Source organism: Curtobacterium sp. MCBA15_012, assembly GCF_001864935.2.
GTDB lineage: Bacteria > Actinomycetota > Actinomycetes > Actinomycetales > Microbacteriaceae > Curtobacterium.
Genome location: NZ_CP126267.1, coordinates 1,131,776 through 1,147,807, shown reverse-complemented (window position 1 = coordinate 1,147,807; position 16,032 = coordinate 1,131,776). Strand labels below are relative to the sequence as shown.

Below are 16,032 nucleotides of genomic sequence, written 5' to 3'. Positions count from 1 at the left end.
GCTCGTCGGATGCGGCACACACCCCACTTCCTGATGACCGACGTCACCGAGGTCAAGCGCGTCGTGGCCGAGAACCCCTGGGCGACGATCGTGTCGTCCACCGAGGCGGGCGTCGTCGCCTCGCACTACCCGGTGCTGCTCGAGACACCCGGCCCCGACGACGACCCGGACGCGATCGTGCTCGTCTCGCACGTCGGCCGTCCCGACGAGGTCGCGCACGAGCTCGGTCGCCACGAGGTGCTCGTCGTGTTCCAGGGCCCGCACGGCTACGTCTCCCCCGCCTGGTACCCACCGGAGCAGTTCGTGCCGACCTGGAACCACGTCACCGCGCACCTGTGGGGCACGCCGGAGGTCCTGTCCGACGACGAGAACCTCCGGGTGCTCGGCGAGCTGGTCGACCACTTCGAGCAGGTCATGCCGGAGCCGACCTCCCTCGACGTCGACCTCGACACCGCCCGCCGGATCGCGAAGGGCACCGTCGGCATCCGCATCCGCGTCACCCGCTTCGACGCCCGCGCCAAGCTCTCGCAGAACAAGGCCCCCGAGGTGGTCGACCGGATCGTCGAGGCGCTGCGCGGCGACGGTCCGTACGCCGCCCCGGCGCTCGCCGACGAGATGGACCGGGTGCGCGGCGTGCGCGCGGACGGACGGGAGGCACGGTGACCGCGACCCTGCTCCGCACCGTCCGCCGCGTGGGCACCACCGGCGCCCCCGCCGACGTCCTGGTCGTCGACGGGCGGGTCACCGCGATCGCGCCCACCGGGACCGTCGACGTGCCGGAGGGCACCGACACCGAGGTGGTCGAGACCGACGGCGCCTGGCTCGGCCCCGGCCTGGTCGACCACCACGTGCACTTCGACCAGTGGGCCCTCGTGCGCGGCCGCGTCGACGTCGCGGACTGCACCACCGCCGAGGCCGCAGCCGACCGCCTCGCGGTCGCAGCCGCCGGCGTGCGCGACGGCGCGGTCCTCGTCGGGCACGGGTACCGCGACGGGACCTGGCCGTGCCCCGCCCGACGCACGCTGCTCGACCAGGCCGCACCGGGCCTCCCGGTCGTCGTCGTGAGCGCGGACCTGCACGCGGTCTGGTGCAACGCGATCGCCCTCGCGCACTTCGCCGCCGTGCTCGGGCGGGCCCTGCCGGCCGGCGAGGACGGCGTCCTGCGCGAGCAGGACGCCTTCGACGTGACCGGCGCGCTCTCCCGCGTGCCGGACACGGTGCTCGACGCCGCCGTGTCCGACGCGGTCGAGGCCGCGACGACCCGCGGGGTCACGGCCGTCGTCGACCTCGAGATGGCCTTCGGAGTCGACCGGTGGGCCCGCCGGATCGCGGCTGGCACGGACGGCATCCGCGTCGCGTCGGGCGTCTACCCGGCCGAGCTCGACGACCTGCTCGCCCGGGGCCTGCGCACCGGCGACGTCGTGCCCGGCACCCGGGGCCTGCTCACGATGGGGCCGTTCAAGGTCATCACCGACGGCTCGCTCGGCACCCGGACCGCGGCGACCGCCGACGGAGCCGGACTGCTCACGTGGGCGCCCGAGGACCTCGTCCCACTGCTCCGCCGGGCCGTCGACGGCGGGCTCGTGCCGGCCGTGCACGCGATCGGCGACCGGGCGGTCAGCCTCGCACTCGACGCCTTCGAGACCGTCGGTGCGCGCGGGACCGTCGAGCACGCGCAGCTGCTCCTCGACGAGGACGTCGACCGGTTCGCGCGGCTCGGCGTCGTCGCGTCGGTGCAGCCCGAGCACGCGATGGACGACCGTGACGTCGCCGACCGGTACTGGGCCGGGTGGACCGGGCGCGCGTTCCCGTTCGCCGCGCTCGAGCGGGCCGGCGCGCGCATGCGGCTCGGCTCGGACGCGCCCGTCGCACCGCTCGACCCGTGGATCGCGATGGCGGCCGCGGTCGGACGGGACCGGGACGGCCGCGAGCCGTGGCACCCCGAGCAGCGGATGTCGCCACTCGCCGCGTGGCGCGGGTCGACGGACGGCCGCGTGAGCGTCGCCGTCGGTGACGTCGCGGACCTCGTGCTCGTGCCGACCGACCCGCTCGGTGCATCGTCGGCGACGCTCCGCACGATGCGCGTGCTCGGCACCGCGGTCGCCGGGCGCTGGACGTACCTCGACCGGTAGCGGGCGCTACTTCTGGTCCTTCGGGCACCAGTAGAGCTTGCGTCCGGCCATGTCCGCCATCCGGATCTCGGTACCGCACACCCGGCAGGGTTCGCCCTGGCGGTGGTACACCCAGTGCCGGTCCTTGCGGGAGCGGACCGCCTTGGCGTGGTCGGCCGGCGACAGGTCGTCCATCGTGAGCATCAGCCCGTCGCGGACGCCCGCGTGCAGGAGCGTCGACCAGTCCTGCCAGAGCGCCTTCGCCTGCTTCACGGTGATCTTCTTGCCCGGCTTGTACGGGTCGATGCGCTGCCGGAACAGCAGCTCGGCGCGGTAGATGTTCCCGATGCCGGCGACGACCGACTGGTCCATGAGCAGCTGCCCGATCGCGACGTTCCGCTTCCGGACGTTCTCGACGAAGGTGCGCTCGGCCTCGGGTCCGTCGTCGTTGATCGGGTCCGGGCCGAGCTTGTCGAGCGCCCGCTGCACGCCCGCCGGGTCCTCGACCACGCACGCGGTCGGTCCGCGCAGGTCGGCGACGGTGTCCTCGGTGAGGAGCCGCACGCGCACCTGTCCGACGGGGTCCGGCGGGAAGGACTCGATCGGGTCCTCGACCTTCTCCTGCTCGGCCATCCGGTAGCGCGCGAGCCGCGGCGCACCGATCGACGACAGGGACTCCTCGCCGTCACCGTCCTCGGACAGCGCCTCGGCGGAGGAGATCACACCCGCGAAGTCCCACGCCCCGTACAACCCGAGGTGCACACGCAGGAACAGGTCGTCCTCGAACTCGAGGAACAGCTGCTTCGCCACGGCACGCGCAGCGACCATGCGCTTGCCGTCGAGCTGCGCGGCACCGGCGGCGAACCGCCCCTGTGGACTGGAGACCTCGCAGCGCTTGCCGACGAAGTGCCGGTCGAACTGGTTCGCGATGCGGTGGACGGAGTGACCCTCGGGCATCGGTCCTGTCTACCCGGCCTACTCGTCGATCTGCCGACCGGCGATGTGCCCCGTCGTCTCGTACTCGGCCAGCTGGGCGATGCGGCGGGCGTGGCGCTCCTCACCGGAGAAGGGCTCGGCGACGAACAGGTCGACGAAGCGCATCGCCTCGTCCTCGGTGTGCTGGCGGGCGCCGATCGAGATGACGTTCGCGTCGTTGTGCTGCCGGGCCAGGAGCGCGGTGGACTCGTTCCACACCAGCGCCGCCCGGATGCCCGCGACCTTGTTCGCCGCGATCTGCTCGCCGTTGCCGGAGCCGCCGAACACGACGCCGAGCGCCGGGACGCCCGCGCGCTGGTCCTGCACGACCGCGTGCGCGGCGTTGATGCAGAACGAGGGGTAGTCGTCGAGCGCGTCGTACTCGGTGGGACCGTGGTCGACGACCTCGTGTCCGGCCTCGGTGAGGTGCTGGGCGAGGGTCTTGGTGAACTCGAGGCCGGCGTGGTCCGTTCCGAGGTGGATGCGCATGCCCCGATCATATTCCCGCGTCGCGGCCAGCTCCGCCGCCCGACGGACCGCCCGACGGGCCGCCGCTCCGCCGGTGCCGACGGTGCCGCTACGCCGCGCGGACCACCACCACGACGTACCGGACCGGCTCGTCACCGGGGTTGCGGTACACGACGTCGGCCGGGTCGCCGAGCTCGATGCGGTCGCCGGCCGCCAACCGGGTGACGTCACCGCCCGCGACGACCTCGAGCACCCCGTCGACGACCCAGATGCAGTGCCGCAGGAAGGCGTAGGCGCTCGCCGGGTACGCGACCTCGCGGCCGGCGGGCAGGCGGACCTCGGTGACGTCCGCGGGGAAGGCGGCGCTCGACACCGGGCGGCGGCGGTACCCGGTCTCCGGGTCGGTCCACGAGTCCGCGGTCGCCCCACGCTGCACACCCCGCGCGGCGTCGGGGTCGGCCGTGCGTGGGACGTCGTGCTCGAGGGACTCGTCGAGGAGCTGGGAGACGGTGAGCCCGAACGCGCCGGACAACCGCCCGAGGATCGTCGCCGTCGGGCTCGACACCCCGCGTTCGACGCGGTTGATCATCGCCCGCGAGACGCCGGACTCCTCGGCGAGCTCGGTGAGGCTCCACCGCCGCTCGGTCCGGAGGCGCTGCAACCGCTCCCCCAGGTGGCGCTGGGCGGCGTCGTCGGCGTTCTCGGACACGTCGGCGGGTTCCGTGGCCGACGCCGAGTCGTCTACGATCTGAGACATGACGACAGCATATGCGACGGACGGAGCAGCCCCGGCCCTGGTCCGCGAATGCACCCCGGCAGACCTCGACGTCGTCCACGCACTGCACGTCGACGCCGTGCTGCACTCGACGGCGATCTGGCAGGACGTCCCGCACCCGCGCGCGTGGTTCGACGGCTGGCTCGCCGAGCGGCAGGGCGACGGGTGGCCCGTGCTCGTCGCCGAGGTCGACGGCCGCGTCGCCGGCTACGCCACGTACTCGCAGTGGCGGCCGCACCCGGGCTACCGGCACACCGTCGAGCACAGCGTCTACGTCGTCGAGGACCTCCGTGGCCGGGGCGTCGCCTCCACGCTCATGGCCGCGCTCGTGGCCCGCGCTCGGAGCGAGGACCGCCACGTCATGGTGGCGGGGATCTGCAGCACGAACACCGGCTCGATCGCGCTCCACGAACGGCTCGGCTTCGCGACGGTCGCCGTGGTCCCCGAGGTCGGCCGCAAGTTCGACCGGTGGCTCGACCTCACCCTGATGCGGCTGCAGCTGGACTGACGGACCGCGGCGCGACCCCGCGACGCGCGCGCGGGTCGCGACGCGACCACGGGACGGACGGGAGGCGCGGTGCCGGTCCGCACCGCGCCTCCCGTCCGTCCGTGGGTCGCGCCGGTCAGCCGGCGGGCTGCTCGACCGTGTCGAAGACCGGGCCGACCGTGCGGGAGCGCTTCAGCTCGAAGAACCCGGGGACCTTCGCGACCGCGACGACGCCGTCCCAGAGGTCGAGCGCCTCCTGGCCCTTCGGTGCCGGCGAGATGACCGGACCGAAGAAGGCGGTGCCCTCGACCGCGATCACCGGGGTGCCGACGTCCTGGCCGACACGGTCGATGCCGTCCTGGTGGCTCGCGCGCACGGCCTGGTCGACCTCGTCGGTCCAGGCGTACTCGAGCAGGTCCGCCTCGAGGTCGAGCTCGCGGAGCACCGCGGGCACGACCTGCTCGGGGTCGGACTCCTGGCGGTGATGGACGTGCTCGCCGAGCGCGTCGTACAGCGGCTTCACGATCTCCTGGCCGTGACGGAGCTTCGCGGCGGTGACGATGCGCGGGTAGAGCTGCCCCTTCACGATCCGCTCGCGGTACTCGTCCGGGATGTCCTGGTCCTCGTTGAGGACGAACAGGCTCATCACCTTCCACGTCACGTCGAGGTCCCGGTGGCGGGCGACCTCGCCGACCCAGCGGCTCGTCATCCAGGCCCAGGGGCAGTTCGGGTCGAACCAGAACTCCACGGCGGTCGGGGTCGTCTCGGTGTTGTCCACAGTCGTCTCGGTCACGATGCGAGCGTACGCGCGCTCGCTAGGCTGATCCCATCGTCCCGACGGCGCACGACGCCGTGCCGGGACTCCCCACACCGCGGACATCGATCGTCCGCGCCGCCAGCGAAGTTGGAGCGTCCGTGCCCGGAGAGAACCTCACCAGAACCGAAGCCCAGGAACGTGCCGCGATCGTCGACGTGCAGACGTACGACGTCGAGCTGGACCTGACCCGCGGCGCCGAGAGCTTCGGCAGCACCACGCGTGTCCGGTTCACCGCGACGCCCGGCGCGTCGACGTTCATCGACGCGATCACGAAGACCGTGCACTCGGTCACCCTGAACGGCACCGCGCTCGACGTGGCCGCGGTGAACGACGGCGTCCGGATCCAGCTCGCCGACCTGCAGGAGCAGAACGAGCTGGTCGTCGTCGCCGACGCGCTCTACACGAACACGGGCGAGGGCCTGCACCGCTTCGTCGACCCCGTCGACGACGAGGTCTACCTGTACTCGCAGTTCGAGGTCCCGGACTCCCGCCGCATGTTCGCGGTGTTCGAGCAGCCCGACCTCAAGGCCGAGTTCACCTTCACCGTGACCGCACCGGCCCGCTGGCAGGTCGTCTCGAACGCGCCGACGCCCGAGCCGCACGTCGACGGCGAGGTCGCCACGTGGGCGTTCCCGCCGACGGCCCGCATCTCGAGCTACATCACCGCGCTCGTCGCCGGCCCGTACGAGGTCGTGCGCGACGAGCTGACGAGCCGCGACGGCCGGACGATCCCGCTCGGTGTCTTCGCGCGCCGCTCGCTCGCCGAGTACCTCGACCCCGAGTACGTGTTCGAGACCACGAAGAAGGGCTTCGCGTACTTCGAGGAGAAGTTCGACGTCGCCTACCCCTTCGAGAAGTACGACCAGCTGTTCGTGCCGGAGTTCAACGCCGGTGCGATGGAGAACGCCGGCGCGGTCACCTTCACCGAGACCTACGTGTTCCGGTCGAAGGTCACCGACGCGATCAAGGAGCGCCGGGTCGTCACGATCCTGCACGAGCTCGCGCACATGTGGTTCGGCGACCTCGTCACCATGAAGTGGTGGAACGACCTGTGGCTCAACGAGTCGTTCGCCGAGTGGGCGTCGACCATCGCCACCGCCGAGGCCACCGAGTGGACCGAGGCGTGGACCACGTTCCAGGCGATGGAGAAGTCCTGGGCCTACCGCCAGGACCAGCTCCCCTCGACGCACCCGATCGTCGCGACGATCAACGACCTCGAGGACGTCCAGGTCAACTTCGACGGCATCACGTACGCGAAGGGCGGCTCGGTCCTCAAGCAGCTCGTCGCGTGGGTCGGCATCGACGCCTTCTTCGCCGGTGTCTCGGCGTACTTCAAGAAGCACCACCACGGGAACACCGAGCTCCGCGACCTGCTCGTCGAGCTCGAGGCCACGAGCGGCCGCGACCTGTCCGAGTGGTCGAAGCTCTGGCTCGAGACGGCGGGCGTGAACACCCTGCGCCCCGAGATCGAGGTCGACGAGGACGGCGTCATCACGTCCTTCGCCGTGCTGCAGGAGGCCCCGGCCGACCACCCGACGCTCCGTCCGCACCGTCTGGCGATCGGCGTCTACGCCGTCACGCAGGACGCCACGGCTCCGTTCGGTGCCGACGCCGCGTCCGCCGGCGGCAAGCTCGAGCGCGCGCACCGCGTCGAGATCGACGTCGACGGCGCCCGTACCGAGGTCCCCGAGCTCGTCGGCGTGCACCGCGGCGACCTCGTGCTCCTCAACGACGACGACCTGGCGTACGCCAAGATCCGGCTCGACGAGCAGTCCCGCCGCACCGCGATCGAACACCTCGCGGCGATCGCGAACCCGCTCGCCCGCTCGATCGTGTGGGGTGCGATGTGGGACGCCACCCGCGACGCCGAGTCCGCCGCGAGCGACTACGTCCGGCTCGTGCTCGGCAACATCGCGACCGAGACCGAGTCGACGACGATCCGCACCACGCTCTCGCAGCTGCTGCTGACCGCCCGCAACTACGTGGCGCCGGAGAAGGTCGACGCCACGGTCCGCACGGTGGGCGACACGCTCTGGCAGCTGGCGTCCTCGGCCGAGTCCGGCTCCGACGCGCAGTTCCAGTTCGTGAAGTTCTTCGCGCAGATCGCGTCCACGCCGGAGCACGTCGCGACCCTGCAGGGCCTCCGCGACGGGTCGGTCACGCTGCCGGGCCTCGAGATCGACACCGACCTGCGCTGGGAGCTGCTCGAGGGCCTGGTCCTCGCGGGTGCTGCCGGCGACGCCGAGGTCGACGCCGAGCTGGCCGCCGACAAGACCGCGTCGGGTGAACAGGCCGCCGCACGCGCCCGTGCGACGATCCCCACCGCCGAGGGCAAGCTCGCGGCGTTCTCCTCGTTGGTCGACTCCGACGAGCTGCCGAACGCCATCGTGCGCCAGACGACGATGGGCTTCCAGCACACGAACAGCCCGGTGGTGCTCGAGGGGCTCGTGGCGAAGTACTTCGACGTGCTCACCCGCATCTGGGCCGAGCGCAGCTACCACATGGCCGACACGATCGTCACCGGGCTGTACCCGGCACCGCTCGCCTCGGTCGAGCTCCGCGACGCCGCGACGGCCTGGCTCGAGGCGCACCCGGAGACCCCGGCGCTCCGCCGCATCGTGACGGAGAACCTGGCCGGCACCGAGCGCGCGCTGCGCGTCCAGGCGGCCGACGCCTGACCTGCGTCGGACGACCACGCACGGGCGGGGCCTCGGTGATCCTCAGGGGTCGCCGAGGCCCCGCCCTCTAGCATCGATCGGATCATGAACCTGGCTGCGACCTCGACCGACGACGTCCCCAAGTGGATGTCGAACACCTTCACCCAGTTCGTCGACACCTGGCACGTGCCGATCGTGATCGTCATCACCCTGCTCGCGGCGGTCGTCGTCCGGCTCCTCCTGCGCCACACGATCAAGGGCGTCGTGGCGCGGGTGGTGAGCGGGGCGAAGCGTCGGCAGAACGTCGACGACACCCAGGCCCTCATCGCCTCCCCCGTGCAGACCGCCCGCGTCGTGCAGCGCACCCGCACGCTCGGCAGCGTGCTCGAGAACCTGGCGACCGTCATCGTCGTGCTCATCGCGCTCGCGATCATCATCCCGCTCGTGCTGCCGAACGCCGCGGTCGGCATCGTCGGTGGTGCGTCCCTCATCGCGGCGGGCCTCGCGGTCGGTGCGCAGAGCATCGTGAAGGACCTGCTGTCCGGCGTCTTCATGATCCTCGAGGACCAGGCCGGTGTGGGCGACGTCGTCGACACCGGCCCCGCCACCGGTGTGGTCGAGAACGTCGGCCTCCGGGTCATGCAGATCCGCGACGTGAACGGCATCCTGTGGTTCGTCCCGAACGGGCAGATCCTGCGCGTCGGCAACCTGTCGCAGGGCTGGTCCCGCGTGCTCGTGGACATCACGGTCCCGTACGACACCGACATCGACGCCGTGCAGGACGCCCTGCTCGCCGCCGCGGTCCGGATGTCGCAGGAGCCGCGCTGGCGCCAGCGCATCGTCGAGAAGCCGGAGATCTGGGGCCTGCAGTCGGTCAGCGACGCGGGCATGGTCTTCCGGCTCGTCGTCAAGACCCGCGCGTCCGAGCTCGACGTCGTCGGCCGCGAGCTGCGTGTCCGGCTCAAGCGCTCGGTGGACGAGCTCGGGGTGACGCTCCCCGCGATGGCGATGATCATGCCCGAGGGCTGGGAGAACGCCACCTCGATCAACGGGCTCCGCACCGTCCGGACCCAGCCGACGCCCGCGCCGACGAAGTCCCGCGGCAGGCGTGGCAACCTGTTCGGACGCGCGATCCGCACCGACGAGCCGGACGCCGGGAAGGACCACCAGTGAGCGAGCCCGCGCCCCCGACCGGAGGAACCGGCGGCCTGCCCCTGGCGGGCGGGAGCACCGGCGGCGGCCCCGGCGGCGCCCTGCCCGTGGCTGGCGGCGGCCCCGCGCAGCCGATCACGCTGCGGGTCGGGGAGCACGGGGCGTCGGCGACGGGCTCGCTGTACGAGCGGATCGGGGGCGCTCCGACGTTCGACCGGCTCGTCCGGCGCTTCTACGAGGGCGTCCAGCGCGACGACGTGATCTGGCCGATGTACCCGGCCGACGACCTCGAGGGCGCGATCTGGCGTCTGTCGGCCTTCCTGCAGCAGTACTGGGGCGGCCCCGGCACGTACAGCGAGGAACGCGGACACCCGCGGCTCCGGATGCGGCACAACCCGTTCCGCATCACGCCCGAGGCCCGCGAGCGCTGGCTGCTCCACATGCACGACGCCGTCGGGTCGCTCGACCTCGCACCGCTCGACGAGGCCGAGCTGTGGGACTACCTGGAGCGGGCCGCCCACGCCATGACGAACACGTTCGACTGACCTGCGGGCCGGTGTCGGGTGGCGACCCGAGGGGTCGCTCGCGGATCGCGACCCGACGGGTCCGCTCTCGCGTCGCGACCCGACGGGTCCGCTCTCGCGTCGCGACCCGACGGGTCGACCGGCTCACGTCGTCGACGCGACCGGTGACGGACGGGAGGCGCGGTGCGCGCCCGCACCGCGCCTCCCGTCCGTCGTCTCGTCGCGGTCGCGAGGGATCCGCTCAGCGCACGTAGGAGCCGTCGGTCAGGTCGTCCACGAGCGAGGGCCGCGTCGGGTGCCAGCCGTAGGCGGAGCGCGCGTGCTCCCCGGAGGCCTCCTGGTGCAGCAGCAGCGCGTCCGCGAAGTCGGCCCCGAGCCGCGCCCGCGACGCGTCGACGTCCTCGGCAACGACCGGCGAGCCGTGCGCGCCCGCCTCGGCGATCTCGCGCACGGTCGGGTTGTCCCCGGACGCCGCGACGACGTACCCGTCCTGCTCCGCGCGGTGGACGGCGAGCACGTACAGCTCGCCGAGGTCGTCGATGTGCACCGTCGTCCAGCGCTGCGAGCCGTCGCCGACCAGCCGCACCTCGTGCTCGCCGTCGCCGACGAACATCGCCGGGATGCCCGCGCCCCGGCCGTAGACGATGCCCGGCGCGACGATCGTGGTGCGTACCTCGCTCGCGCGGACCGCCGCCTCGATGGGCGCACGCCACGCTGTCAGTGCGGGTGGGGCGACCGGGGACTCCTCGGTGATCGTCGTCGATGCGCCGAACGTGAAGATGCCGCCCGTGTGCACGAACGGCTTCGGCGTGCCCGCGAGCGCCTCGAGGACGGTCGCGGTGAAGTCGGGGTCGACCCCGGACGCCGAGGCGGTGTGGACCACGGCGTCGGCCTCGTGCGCGAGCCGCCGCACGACGTCGGTGTCCGTCACGTCGCCCACGAGGGCGCGGCCGCCCGCGTCGCGGACGGCCTGCGCCTTCTGGTCGGACCGGACGAGGGCGGTGACCTCGTGCTCGTGTGCGACGAGCGCGCGCAGGACGCAGGAGCCGATGTAGCCGGAGGCGCCGGTGAGGAAGACGTGCATGGCGACACCCAACCACGGCAGCCCTGGGGCGTGGTGGACGGAGGAGCTCAGACGCTCAGGGACCAGGCGCGACGCTTCACGAGCACGTGGCCGCGGGAGGTCGTGAGGCGGCTCCACGGGCCGGTCTCGAACAGCCGGACGGGGTCGTGCCCGAGGAACCCGAGGCTCTCCCCCGCGAACCCGGCACCGGCCGGGACGTGTTCGATGCCGGGCACCGGACGGCCCCAGACCTCGGAACGGATGCGGCGGACGATCGCCTCGCCCGCGTTCGAGGGGACCGCGTCGGCCACCTCGGCGATGCCGTCACGGGCTGCCCGGCGGAGGAGCTCCGGGGAGACGTCGGGCAGCGGCACCCAGCCGCCACGGGGCGGGGAGATCGCCGCCCAGGTCACGGTGTGCACCTCGTGCGGCAGTTCCACCTCGACCGGGGTCGCGCGGGTCGGGTCGGCCCCTTCGGCCCGGTCGGCCTCGTGCTGCTCGCCCAGCAGTCGCAAGCGCTCCTGCAGCGAGGCGAGCGGGACCACCGCGTCGATGCTGGCCGTGCCGGCGAGGGAGAACGTGCGGAGCCCCAGCACCGTCGGCAGCTCGTCGAGGAGGCCGAGCGGGTAGAGGATCGCCGTGTAGACCGCGAGGACACCGGAGTCGGCGACGAGCCGGACGGATCCGTCCTCGATGCGGGCAGCCCGTCCGAGGTAGGTGCGGAGGTCGCCGAGCGAGGCGGCGTCGGGAAGCGTGAACGAGGTGCCCATGTCACCGCCGATCCTACCGGAGCGACGTTCGTAGACTGCGGGGATGCGCGGCGAACCCGACTTCCTCAGCACCCTCCGACTCCAGGACACCGGGGCCAGCACGGGCGAGACGATCCTCACCGGGGCGAGCCACTGGTCGCCCGGCGGCCGGGTCTTCGGCGGGCAGGTCCTGGCGCAGTGCATCGTCGCCGCGCAGCACACCATCGAGGGTCGGGACATCCACTCGATGCACGGGTACTTCCTGCGCCCCGGCGACACCGACGTGCCGATCACCTTCGGCGTGGAGACCATCCACGACGGCCGCTCGTTCGCCACACGACGCGTGCAGGCGTACCAGCGCGGGGTGCCGATCTTCTCGATGATCGCGTCGTTCCAGCGCCCCGACGAGGGCGTCGAGCACCAGGACCCGTTCCCGGTCGACATCCCCGATCCCGAGACCCTGCCGTCGGCGGCGTCGATCCTCGCGCCGATCGACGACCCGGTCGCGCAGGCGTGGGCGGAGCGGTCGATCGACCTGCGGCACGTCGAGGGTCCGGTGTTCGTCGACGTGCAGGGCGAGCACGTGGCGCACCAGGCCGTGTGGTTCCGGGTGCAGGGTGCGCTGCCCGACGAGCCGGCGCTGCACCGCGCGGTCCTCGGGTACGCGAGCGACCTGTCCCTGCTCGAGCCGATCATGCGGCGGCACGGGATGGCCTGGGGCACGCCGGGCGTCAAGCTCGCGAGCCTCGACCACGCGATGTGGTGGCACCGGGACGCCCGCGCGGACGAGTGGGTGCTGTACGCGCAGGAGTCACCGAGCGCGCAGGGCGGGCGGGGGCTCGCGTTCGGGCGGATGTTCGCGCGGGACGGGCGCCTGCTCGCGTCGGTGGCCCAGGAGGGCATGATGCGCGTGCCGCGGTGAGCGGCGGGGGCGCGTGGGCGCCGGCCCGCGGTGCCGGCGCGTGATAGCGCGGTGCGGCGTGCTCGCGCACAACGGAAAGCACCTCGCGCCACGGCGTTCCGTGGCGCGAGGTGCTTTCCGTTGTGCGGAGCCGACCGGGCGCTCGGCCGCGAAGCCTGCGGCGGGCCGAAGCCGGACCGGGAGCGGCGGGCGGCGACCTACGGGCGAGCGAACTCGACCGGAGGCTCGGCGTACTGCTCGCACGCGGCACGCTCGGCGTCGGTGAGACGTCGCGGCCGGTTCGTCTCGGCGTCCACCATGACCAGGGCCGTGGTGGCCCGGGTGTACAGCACGGCCGGCTCGACGCCGGCGGGCGACCAGACCTCGTAGGACACATCGAGGCTCGCACCACCGATGCGGCCGATCCAGAGGTGCACGTCGAGCGGTCGACGCAGGTACGGGATCGACGCGAGGTACTCGAGGCGCTGGGCCGCGATCACCGTCATCGTCCCGGAACCCGGGCGGCCGTCGATGATCGGATCCGGCAGCTCGCCCGACCCGTCGGCCTCGGACGGTTCGTGCCCCCAGAACCCCGCGATGCGCGCCTCCTCGAGGAGACGCAGCATCGCGGAGTTGTTCACGTGGCCGTACGCGTCGATGTCACTCCAGCGCAGACGGACCGGGACGTGCAGCCTCGCCACGGGTCAGTCGCGCGTGAGCTTGCGGTACGTCGCGCGGCCGGGCTTCGCCGCATCGGCACCGAGGCGCTCGATCTTGTTCTCCTCGTAGGCCTCGAAGTTGCCCTCGAACCAGTACCAGTTCGGCGTACCGTCCTCGTTCAGGCCCTCCCACGCGAGGATGTGCGTCGCGATGCGGTCGAGGAACCACCGGTCGTGGGTGATCACGACGGCGCACCCGGGGTACTCGAGGAGTGCGTTCTCGAGGCTGCCGAGGGTCTCGACGTCCAGGTCGTTCGTCGGCTCGTCGAGGAGCAGCAGGTTGCCGCCCTGCTTGAGCGTCAGCGCGAGGTTCAGGCGGTTGCGCTCACCACCGGAGAGGATGCCGGCGCGCTTCTGCTGGTCCGGGCCCTTGAACCCGAACTGCGAGACGTAGGCACGCGACGGGATCTCGGTCTTGCCGACCTGGATGTAGTCGAGGCCGTCGGACACGACCTCCCACAGGTTCTTGTTCGGGTCGATGCCGCCACGGCTCTGGTCGACGTAGGAGATGTCGACCGTCTCGCCGATCTTCAGCGTGCCACCGTCGAGGGGCTCGAGGCCGACGATCGTCTTGAACAGCGTCGTCTTGCCGACACCGTTCGGGCCGATGACGCCGACGATGCCGTTGCGGGGCAGCGTGAAGGACAGGTCGCTGATGATGACGCGGTCGCCGAACTGCTTGTGGAGCTTCTCGGCGTCGATGACCTGCGAGCCCAGACGCGGGCCCACCGGGATGACGATCTCCTCGAAGTCGAGCTTCCGGGTGCGCTCGGCCTCCGTCACCATCTCCTCGTAGCGGGCGAGACGGGCCTTCGACTTCGCCTGACGGCCCTTGGTGTTGCTGCGGACCCAGTCGAGCTCGGAGGACAGGCGCTTCGCGAGCTTGGCGTCCTTCTTGCCCTGGACCTCGAGACGGGCACGCTTCTTCTCGAGGTAGGTCGAGTAGTTGCCCTCGTACGGGTAGAGACGGCCGCGGTCGACCTCGGCGATCCACTGGGCGACGTGGTCCAGGAAGTACCGGTCGTGGGTCACGGCCAGGACTGCACCGTGGTACTGCTGCAGGTGCTGCTCGAGCCAGAGCACGGACTCGGCGTCGAGGTGGTTGGTGGGCTCGTCGAGGAGCAGCAGGTCGGGCTTCTGCAGCAGGAGCTTGCAGAGCGCGACGCGGCGCTTCTCACCACCGGAGAGGTGGGTCACGAGCTCGTCCCCCGGGGGGCACTGGAGCGCGGCCATCGCCTGCTCGAGCTGCGAGTCGAGGTCCCACGCGTCAGCCGCGTCGATCTCCTCCTGCAGCGTGCCCATCTCGGCGAGGAGCGAGTCGAAGTCGGCGTCCGGCTCGGCCATCAGCGCGGAGATCTCGTTGAAGCGCGTGATCTTGCCGTGGATCTCGCCGACGCCCTCCTGCACGTTCTCGAGGACGGTCTTCGACTCGTCGAGCTCGGGCTCCTGCATGAGGATGCCGACGGTGAAGCCCGGCGAGAGCTTCGCCTCGCCGTTGGACGGCTGGTCGAGACCCGCCATGATCTTGAGGATCGTCGACTTGCCCGCACCGTTCGGCCCGACGACGCCGATCTTGGCGCCGGGGAGGAACGACATCGTGACGTCGTCGAGGATCAGCTTGTCGCCGACCGACTTGCGGGCGCGGACCATCTGGTAGATGTACTCAGCCATATCGGAGTCAGTCTACTGATCGGGCGCGTCTCCGGGGACCCGTGCCGCGATCCGACCGGCGGAGCACCGAGCCCTCCCCGACCCGGGCCGCCGTGAGCACTGCGGCCTCGCGGGTGGCGGGACCCGCCGGCCGCCCGGACCGCCCAGCCGGATCGGGCGCGGCCGTGCACCCCGGTCCCCCCGGACCGCCCCGCATGATCGGGTGCGGCCGGGCGGCCGGGGTCCGGGCGGCCGGAGTCCGGGCGAGCGGCCTCGGTTGCGTGATCGGTGCCGGAGGGGTCGGCGCCCGATCAGGCCGCCGGACGTCCGGTGAGGTGGTCGACGCCGGGCGCTGCTCCGAGACCGCCGTCGGGGTACCCGGCGTCGTCGGGGTCCTCGCCGCCGGGCGGTGCGGACGGCGGCGCGAACTCCCCGTCGAGCGCCACCGCGGTGTGTTCCGCCGCCTCGGCCGGGTCGGGCAGGTCCTCGCGGTGGGCGGGTCCGCCGTCGGCCTCGGCGCCGTCGACGGCACCTGCCTCGTCGTGGCCGTGCACCTCGCCCGTGGTCGGGTCGACGGTCGGTGACGTGCCGGGGGCGGCGGTGGTCTCGCTCGCGTGCCGCGGGACGCGGATCCAGTTGCTGATGCCCCACGCGAGGTCGTGGCCGATGCCCTCGGCGTCGATCTCCACCGAGGTGCCGCCGCGCCCGTCCCGCTCCCACGTGCGGATCCGCACCCGACCGGTGACGACGACGCGGTCGCCCTTCTTCAAGGACTTGTACACGTTGGCGGCGAGCGACCGGAACGCGGTCACGGTGAACCAGTTGGTCGCACCGTTGGTCCAGGTCGAGGTGGACCGGTCCCATCGGCGGGACGGAGAGGCCAGTCGCATGCTCGTGATGGCGATGCCGGTGTCGGTGACGAGGTGGCGGGGTTCGGTGGCGATGATCCCGCAGACCGTGATGGTGTCGTTCATGCGTCGATCG

Annotated in this window: 16 protein-coding genes; 7 read left to right on the top strand and 9 right to left on the bottom strand. The window is 72.2% G+C overall.

Going from position 1 to position 16,032, the window contains the following annotated elements:
• Positions 1 to 9: 9 nt before the first annotated feature.
• Entirely contained in the window at positions 10 to 663 is a 654-nt protein-coding gene (locus tag QOL15_RS05270; RefSeq protein WP_065960164.1) for an FMN-binding negative transcriptional regulator, read from the top strand.
• Complete coding sequence (locus tag QOL15_RS05265) at positions 660 to 2,132, top strand: amidohydrolase (RefSeq protein WP_071245790.1); 1,473 nt, start codon at positions 660 to 662, stop codon at positions 2,130 to 2,132. Before QOL15_RS05270 ends, QOL15_RS05265 begins: the two co-directional genes overlap by 4 nt.
• A gap of 6 nt (positions 2,133 to 2,138) precedes the next feature.
• On the opposite strand, the gene QOL15_RS05260 is transcribed toward QOL15_RS05265, so the two are convergent.
• From QOL15_RS05260 to QOL15_RS05250, 3 genes are all read right to left on the bottom strand, one after another.
• Positions 2,139 to 3,068 carry an Fpg/Nei family DNA glycosylase gene (locus QOL15_RS05260; RefSeq protein WP_065960161.1) on the bottom strand — a complete coding sequence of 310 codons (930 nt, stop codon included), beginning with the start codon at positions 3,066 to 3,068 and terminating at the stop codon, positions 2,139 to 2,141.
• Positions 3,069 to 3,086: 18 nt separating this feature from the next.
• A complete protein-coding gene (locus QOL15_RS05255; protein ID WP_065960159.1) occupies positions 3,087 to 3,575 on the bottom strand; it encodes a ribose-5-phosphate isomerase in 489 nt (162 codons plus the stop codon).
• 88 nt (positions 3,576 to 3,663) lie between these two features.
• Positions 3,664 to 4,311 (bottom strand): helix-turn-helix domain-containing protein, encoded by a 648-nt coding sequence (locus tag QOL15_RS05250; protein ID WP_071245788.1) that lies wholly within the window; start codon positions 4,309 to 4,311, stop codon positions 3,664 to 3,666.
• Between QOL15_RS05250 and QOL15_RS05245 the strand changes: the two genes are divergently transcribed.
• Positions 4,310 to 4,837: a GNAT family N-acetyltransferase gene (locus QOL15_RS05245; protein WP_071245786.1), complete on the top strand. Its 528-nt coding sequence runs from the start codon at positions 4,310 to 4,312 to the stop codon at positions 4,835 to 4,837. The two genes, QOL15_RS05250 and QOL15_RS05245, sit on opposite strands and share 2 nt — an antisense overlap.
• A gap of 115 nt (positions 4,838 to 4,952) precedes the next feature.
• Here QOL15_RS05245 and QOL15_RS05240 read toward each other — a convergent pair whose 3' ends face one another.
• Positions 4,953 to 5,594: a DsbA family protein gene (locus QOL15_RS05240; RefSeq protein WP_071245785.1), complete on the bottom strand. Its 642-nt coding sequence runs from the start codon at positions 5,592 to 5,594 to the stop codon at positions 4,953 to 4,955.
• Positions 5,595 to 5,731: 137 nt separating this feature from the next.
• On the opposite strand from QOL15_RS05240, the gene pepN reads away from it, so the two are divergent.
• From pepN to QOL15_RS05225, 3 genes are all read left to right on the top strand, one after another.
• On the top strand, positions 5,732 to 8,311 hold the full coding sequence (gene pepN, locus QOL15_RS05235; protein WP_065960150.1) for an aminopeptidase N: 2,580 nt from the start codon (positions 5,732 to 5,734) through the stop codon (positions 8,309 to 8,311).
• Positions 8,312 to 8,395: 84 nt separating this feature from the next.
• Positions 8,396 to 9,463, top strand: a complete 1,068-nt coding sequence (locus QOL15_RS05230) for a mechanosensitive ion channel family protein (RefSeq protein ID WP_071245782.1) — start codon at positions 8,396 to 8,398, stop codon at positions 9,461 to 9,463.
• 119 nt (positions 9,464 to 9,582) lie between these two features.
• On the top strand, positions 9,583 to 9,987 hold the full coding sequence (locus QOL15_RS05225; protein ID WP_065960262.1) for a globin: 405 nt from the start codon (positions 9,583 to 9,585) through the stop codon (positions 9,985 to 9,987).
• A gap of 220 nt (positions 9,988 to 10,207) precedes the next feature.
• Here the strand turns inward: QOL15_RS05225 and QOL15_RS05220 are convergent, their stop codons facing one another.
• Together QOL15_RS05220 and QOL15_RS05215 are read right to left on the bottom strand one after the other, a co-directional pair.
• Positions 10,208 to 11,050: an NAD(P)H-binding protein gene (locus QOL15_RS05220; RefSeq protein WP_071245780.1), complete on the bottom strand. Its 843-nt coding sequence runs from the start codon at positions 11,048 to 11,050 to the stop codon at positions 10,208 to 10,210.
• Between the two features lie 47 nt (positions 11,051 to 11,097).
• Positions 11,098 to 11,799, bottom strand: a complete 702-nt coding sequence (locus QOL15_RS05215; protein WP_065960144.1) for a hypothetical protein — start codon at positions 11,797 to 11,799, stop codon at positions 11,098 to 11,100.
• Between the two features lie 43 nt (positions 11,800 to 11,842).
• Here QOL15_RS05215 and QOL15_RS05210 point away from each other — a divergent pair, with 43 nt between their 5' ends.
• On the top strand, positions 11,843 to 12,700 hold the full coding sequence (locus QOL15_RS05210; protein ID WP_065960143.1) for an acyl-CoA thioesterase II: 858 nt from the start codon (positions 11,843 to 11,845) through the stop codon (positions 12,698 to 12,700).
• A 197-nt stretch (positions 12,701 to 12,897) separates the two neighbouring features.
• Here QOL15_RS05210 and QOL15_RS05205 read toward each other — a convergent pair whose 3' ends face one another.
• From QOL15_RS05205 to QOL15_RS05195, 3 genes are all read right to left on the bottom strand, one after another.
• Positions 12,898 to 13,380, bottom strand: a complete 483-nt coding sequence (locus tag QOL15_RS05205) for a thioesterase family protein (protein ID WP_065960141.1) — start codon at positions 13,378 to 13,380, stop codon at positions 12,898 to 12,900.
• 3 nt (positions 13,381 to 13,383) lie between these two features.
• Entirely contained in the window at positions 13,384 to 15,069 is a 1,686-nt protein-coding gene (ettA, locus tag QOL15_RS05200) for an energy-dependent translational throttle protein EttA (RefSeq protein WP_065960139.1), read from the bottom strand.
• 290 nt (positions 15,070 to 15,359) lie between these two features.
• A complete protein-coding gene (locus tag QOL15_RS05195) occupies positions 15,360 to 16,022 on the bottom strand; it encodes a single-stranded DNA-binding protein (RefSeq protein ID WP_065960136.1) in 663 nt (220 codons plus the stop codon).
• Positions 16,023 to 16,032 lie beyond the last annotated feature (10 nt).

Excerpts from the sequence above, each read along its gene's own strand:
- QOL15_RS05270 (WP_065960164.1), top strand. The coding sequence starts at position 10 with ATGCGGCACACACCCCACTTCCTGATGACCGACGTCACCGAGGTCAAG.
- QOL15_RS05260 (WP_065960161.1), bottom strand. The coding sequence starts at position 3,068 with ATGCCCGAGGGTCACTCCGTCCACCGCATCGCGAACCAGTTCGACCGG.
- QOL15_RS05255 (WP_065960159.1), bottom strand. The coding sequence starts at position 3,575 with ATGCGCATCCACCTCGGAACGGACCACGCCGGCCTCGAGTTCACCAAG.
- QOL15_RS05245 (WP_071245786.1), top strand. The coding sequence starts at position 4,310 with ATGACGACAGCATATGCGACGGACGGAGCAGCCCCGGCCCTGGTCCGC.
- QOL15_RS05250 (WP_071245788.1), bottom strand. The coding sequence starts at position 4,311 with ATGTCTCAGATCGTAGACGACTCGGCGTCGGCCACGGAACCCGCCGAC.
- QOL15_RS05230 (WP_071245782.1), top strand. The coding sequence starts at position 8,396 with ATGAACCTGGCTGCGACCTCGACCGACGACGTCCCCAAGTGGATGTCG.
- QOL15_RS05220 (WP_071245780.1), bottom strand. The coding sequence starts at position 11,050 with ATGCACGTCTTCCTCACCGGCGCCTCCGGCTACATCGGCTCCTGCGTC.
- QOL15_RS05215 (WP_065960144.1), bottom strand. The coding sequence starts at position 11,799 with ATGGGCACCTCGTTCACGCTTCCCGACGCCGCCTCGCTCGGCGACCTC.
- QOL15_RS05210 (WP_065960143.1), top strand. The coding sequence starts at position 11,843 with ATGCGCGGCGAACCCGACTTCCTCAGCACCCTCCGACTCCAGGACACC.
- ettA (WP_065960139.1), bottom strand. The coding sequence starts at position 15,069 with ATGGCTGAGTACATCTACCAGATGGTCCGCGCCCGCAAGTCGGTCGGC.
- QOL15_RS05195 (WP_065960136.1), bottom strand. The coding sequence starts at position 16,022 with ATGAACGACACCATCACGGTCTGCGGGATCATCGCCACCGAACCCCGC.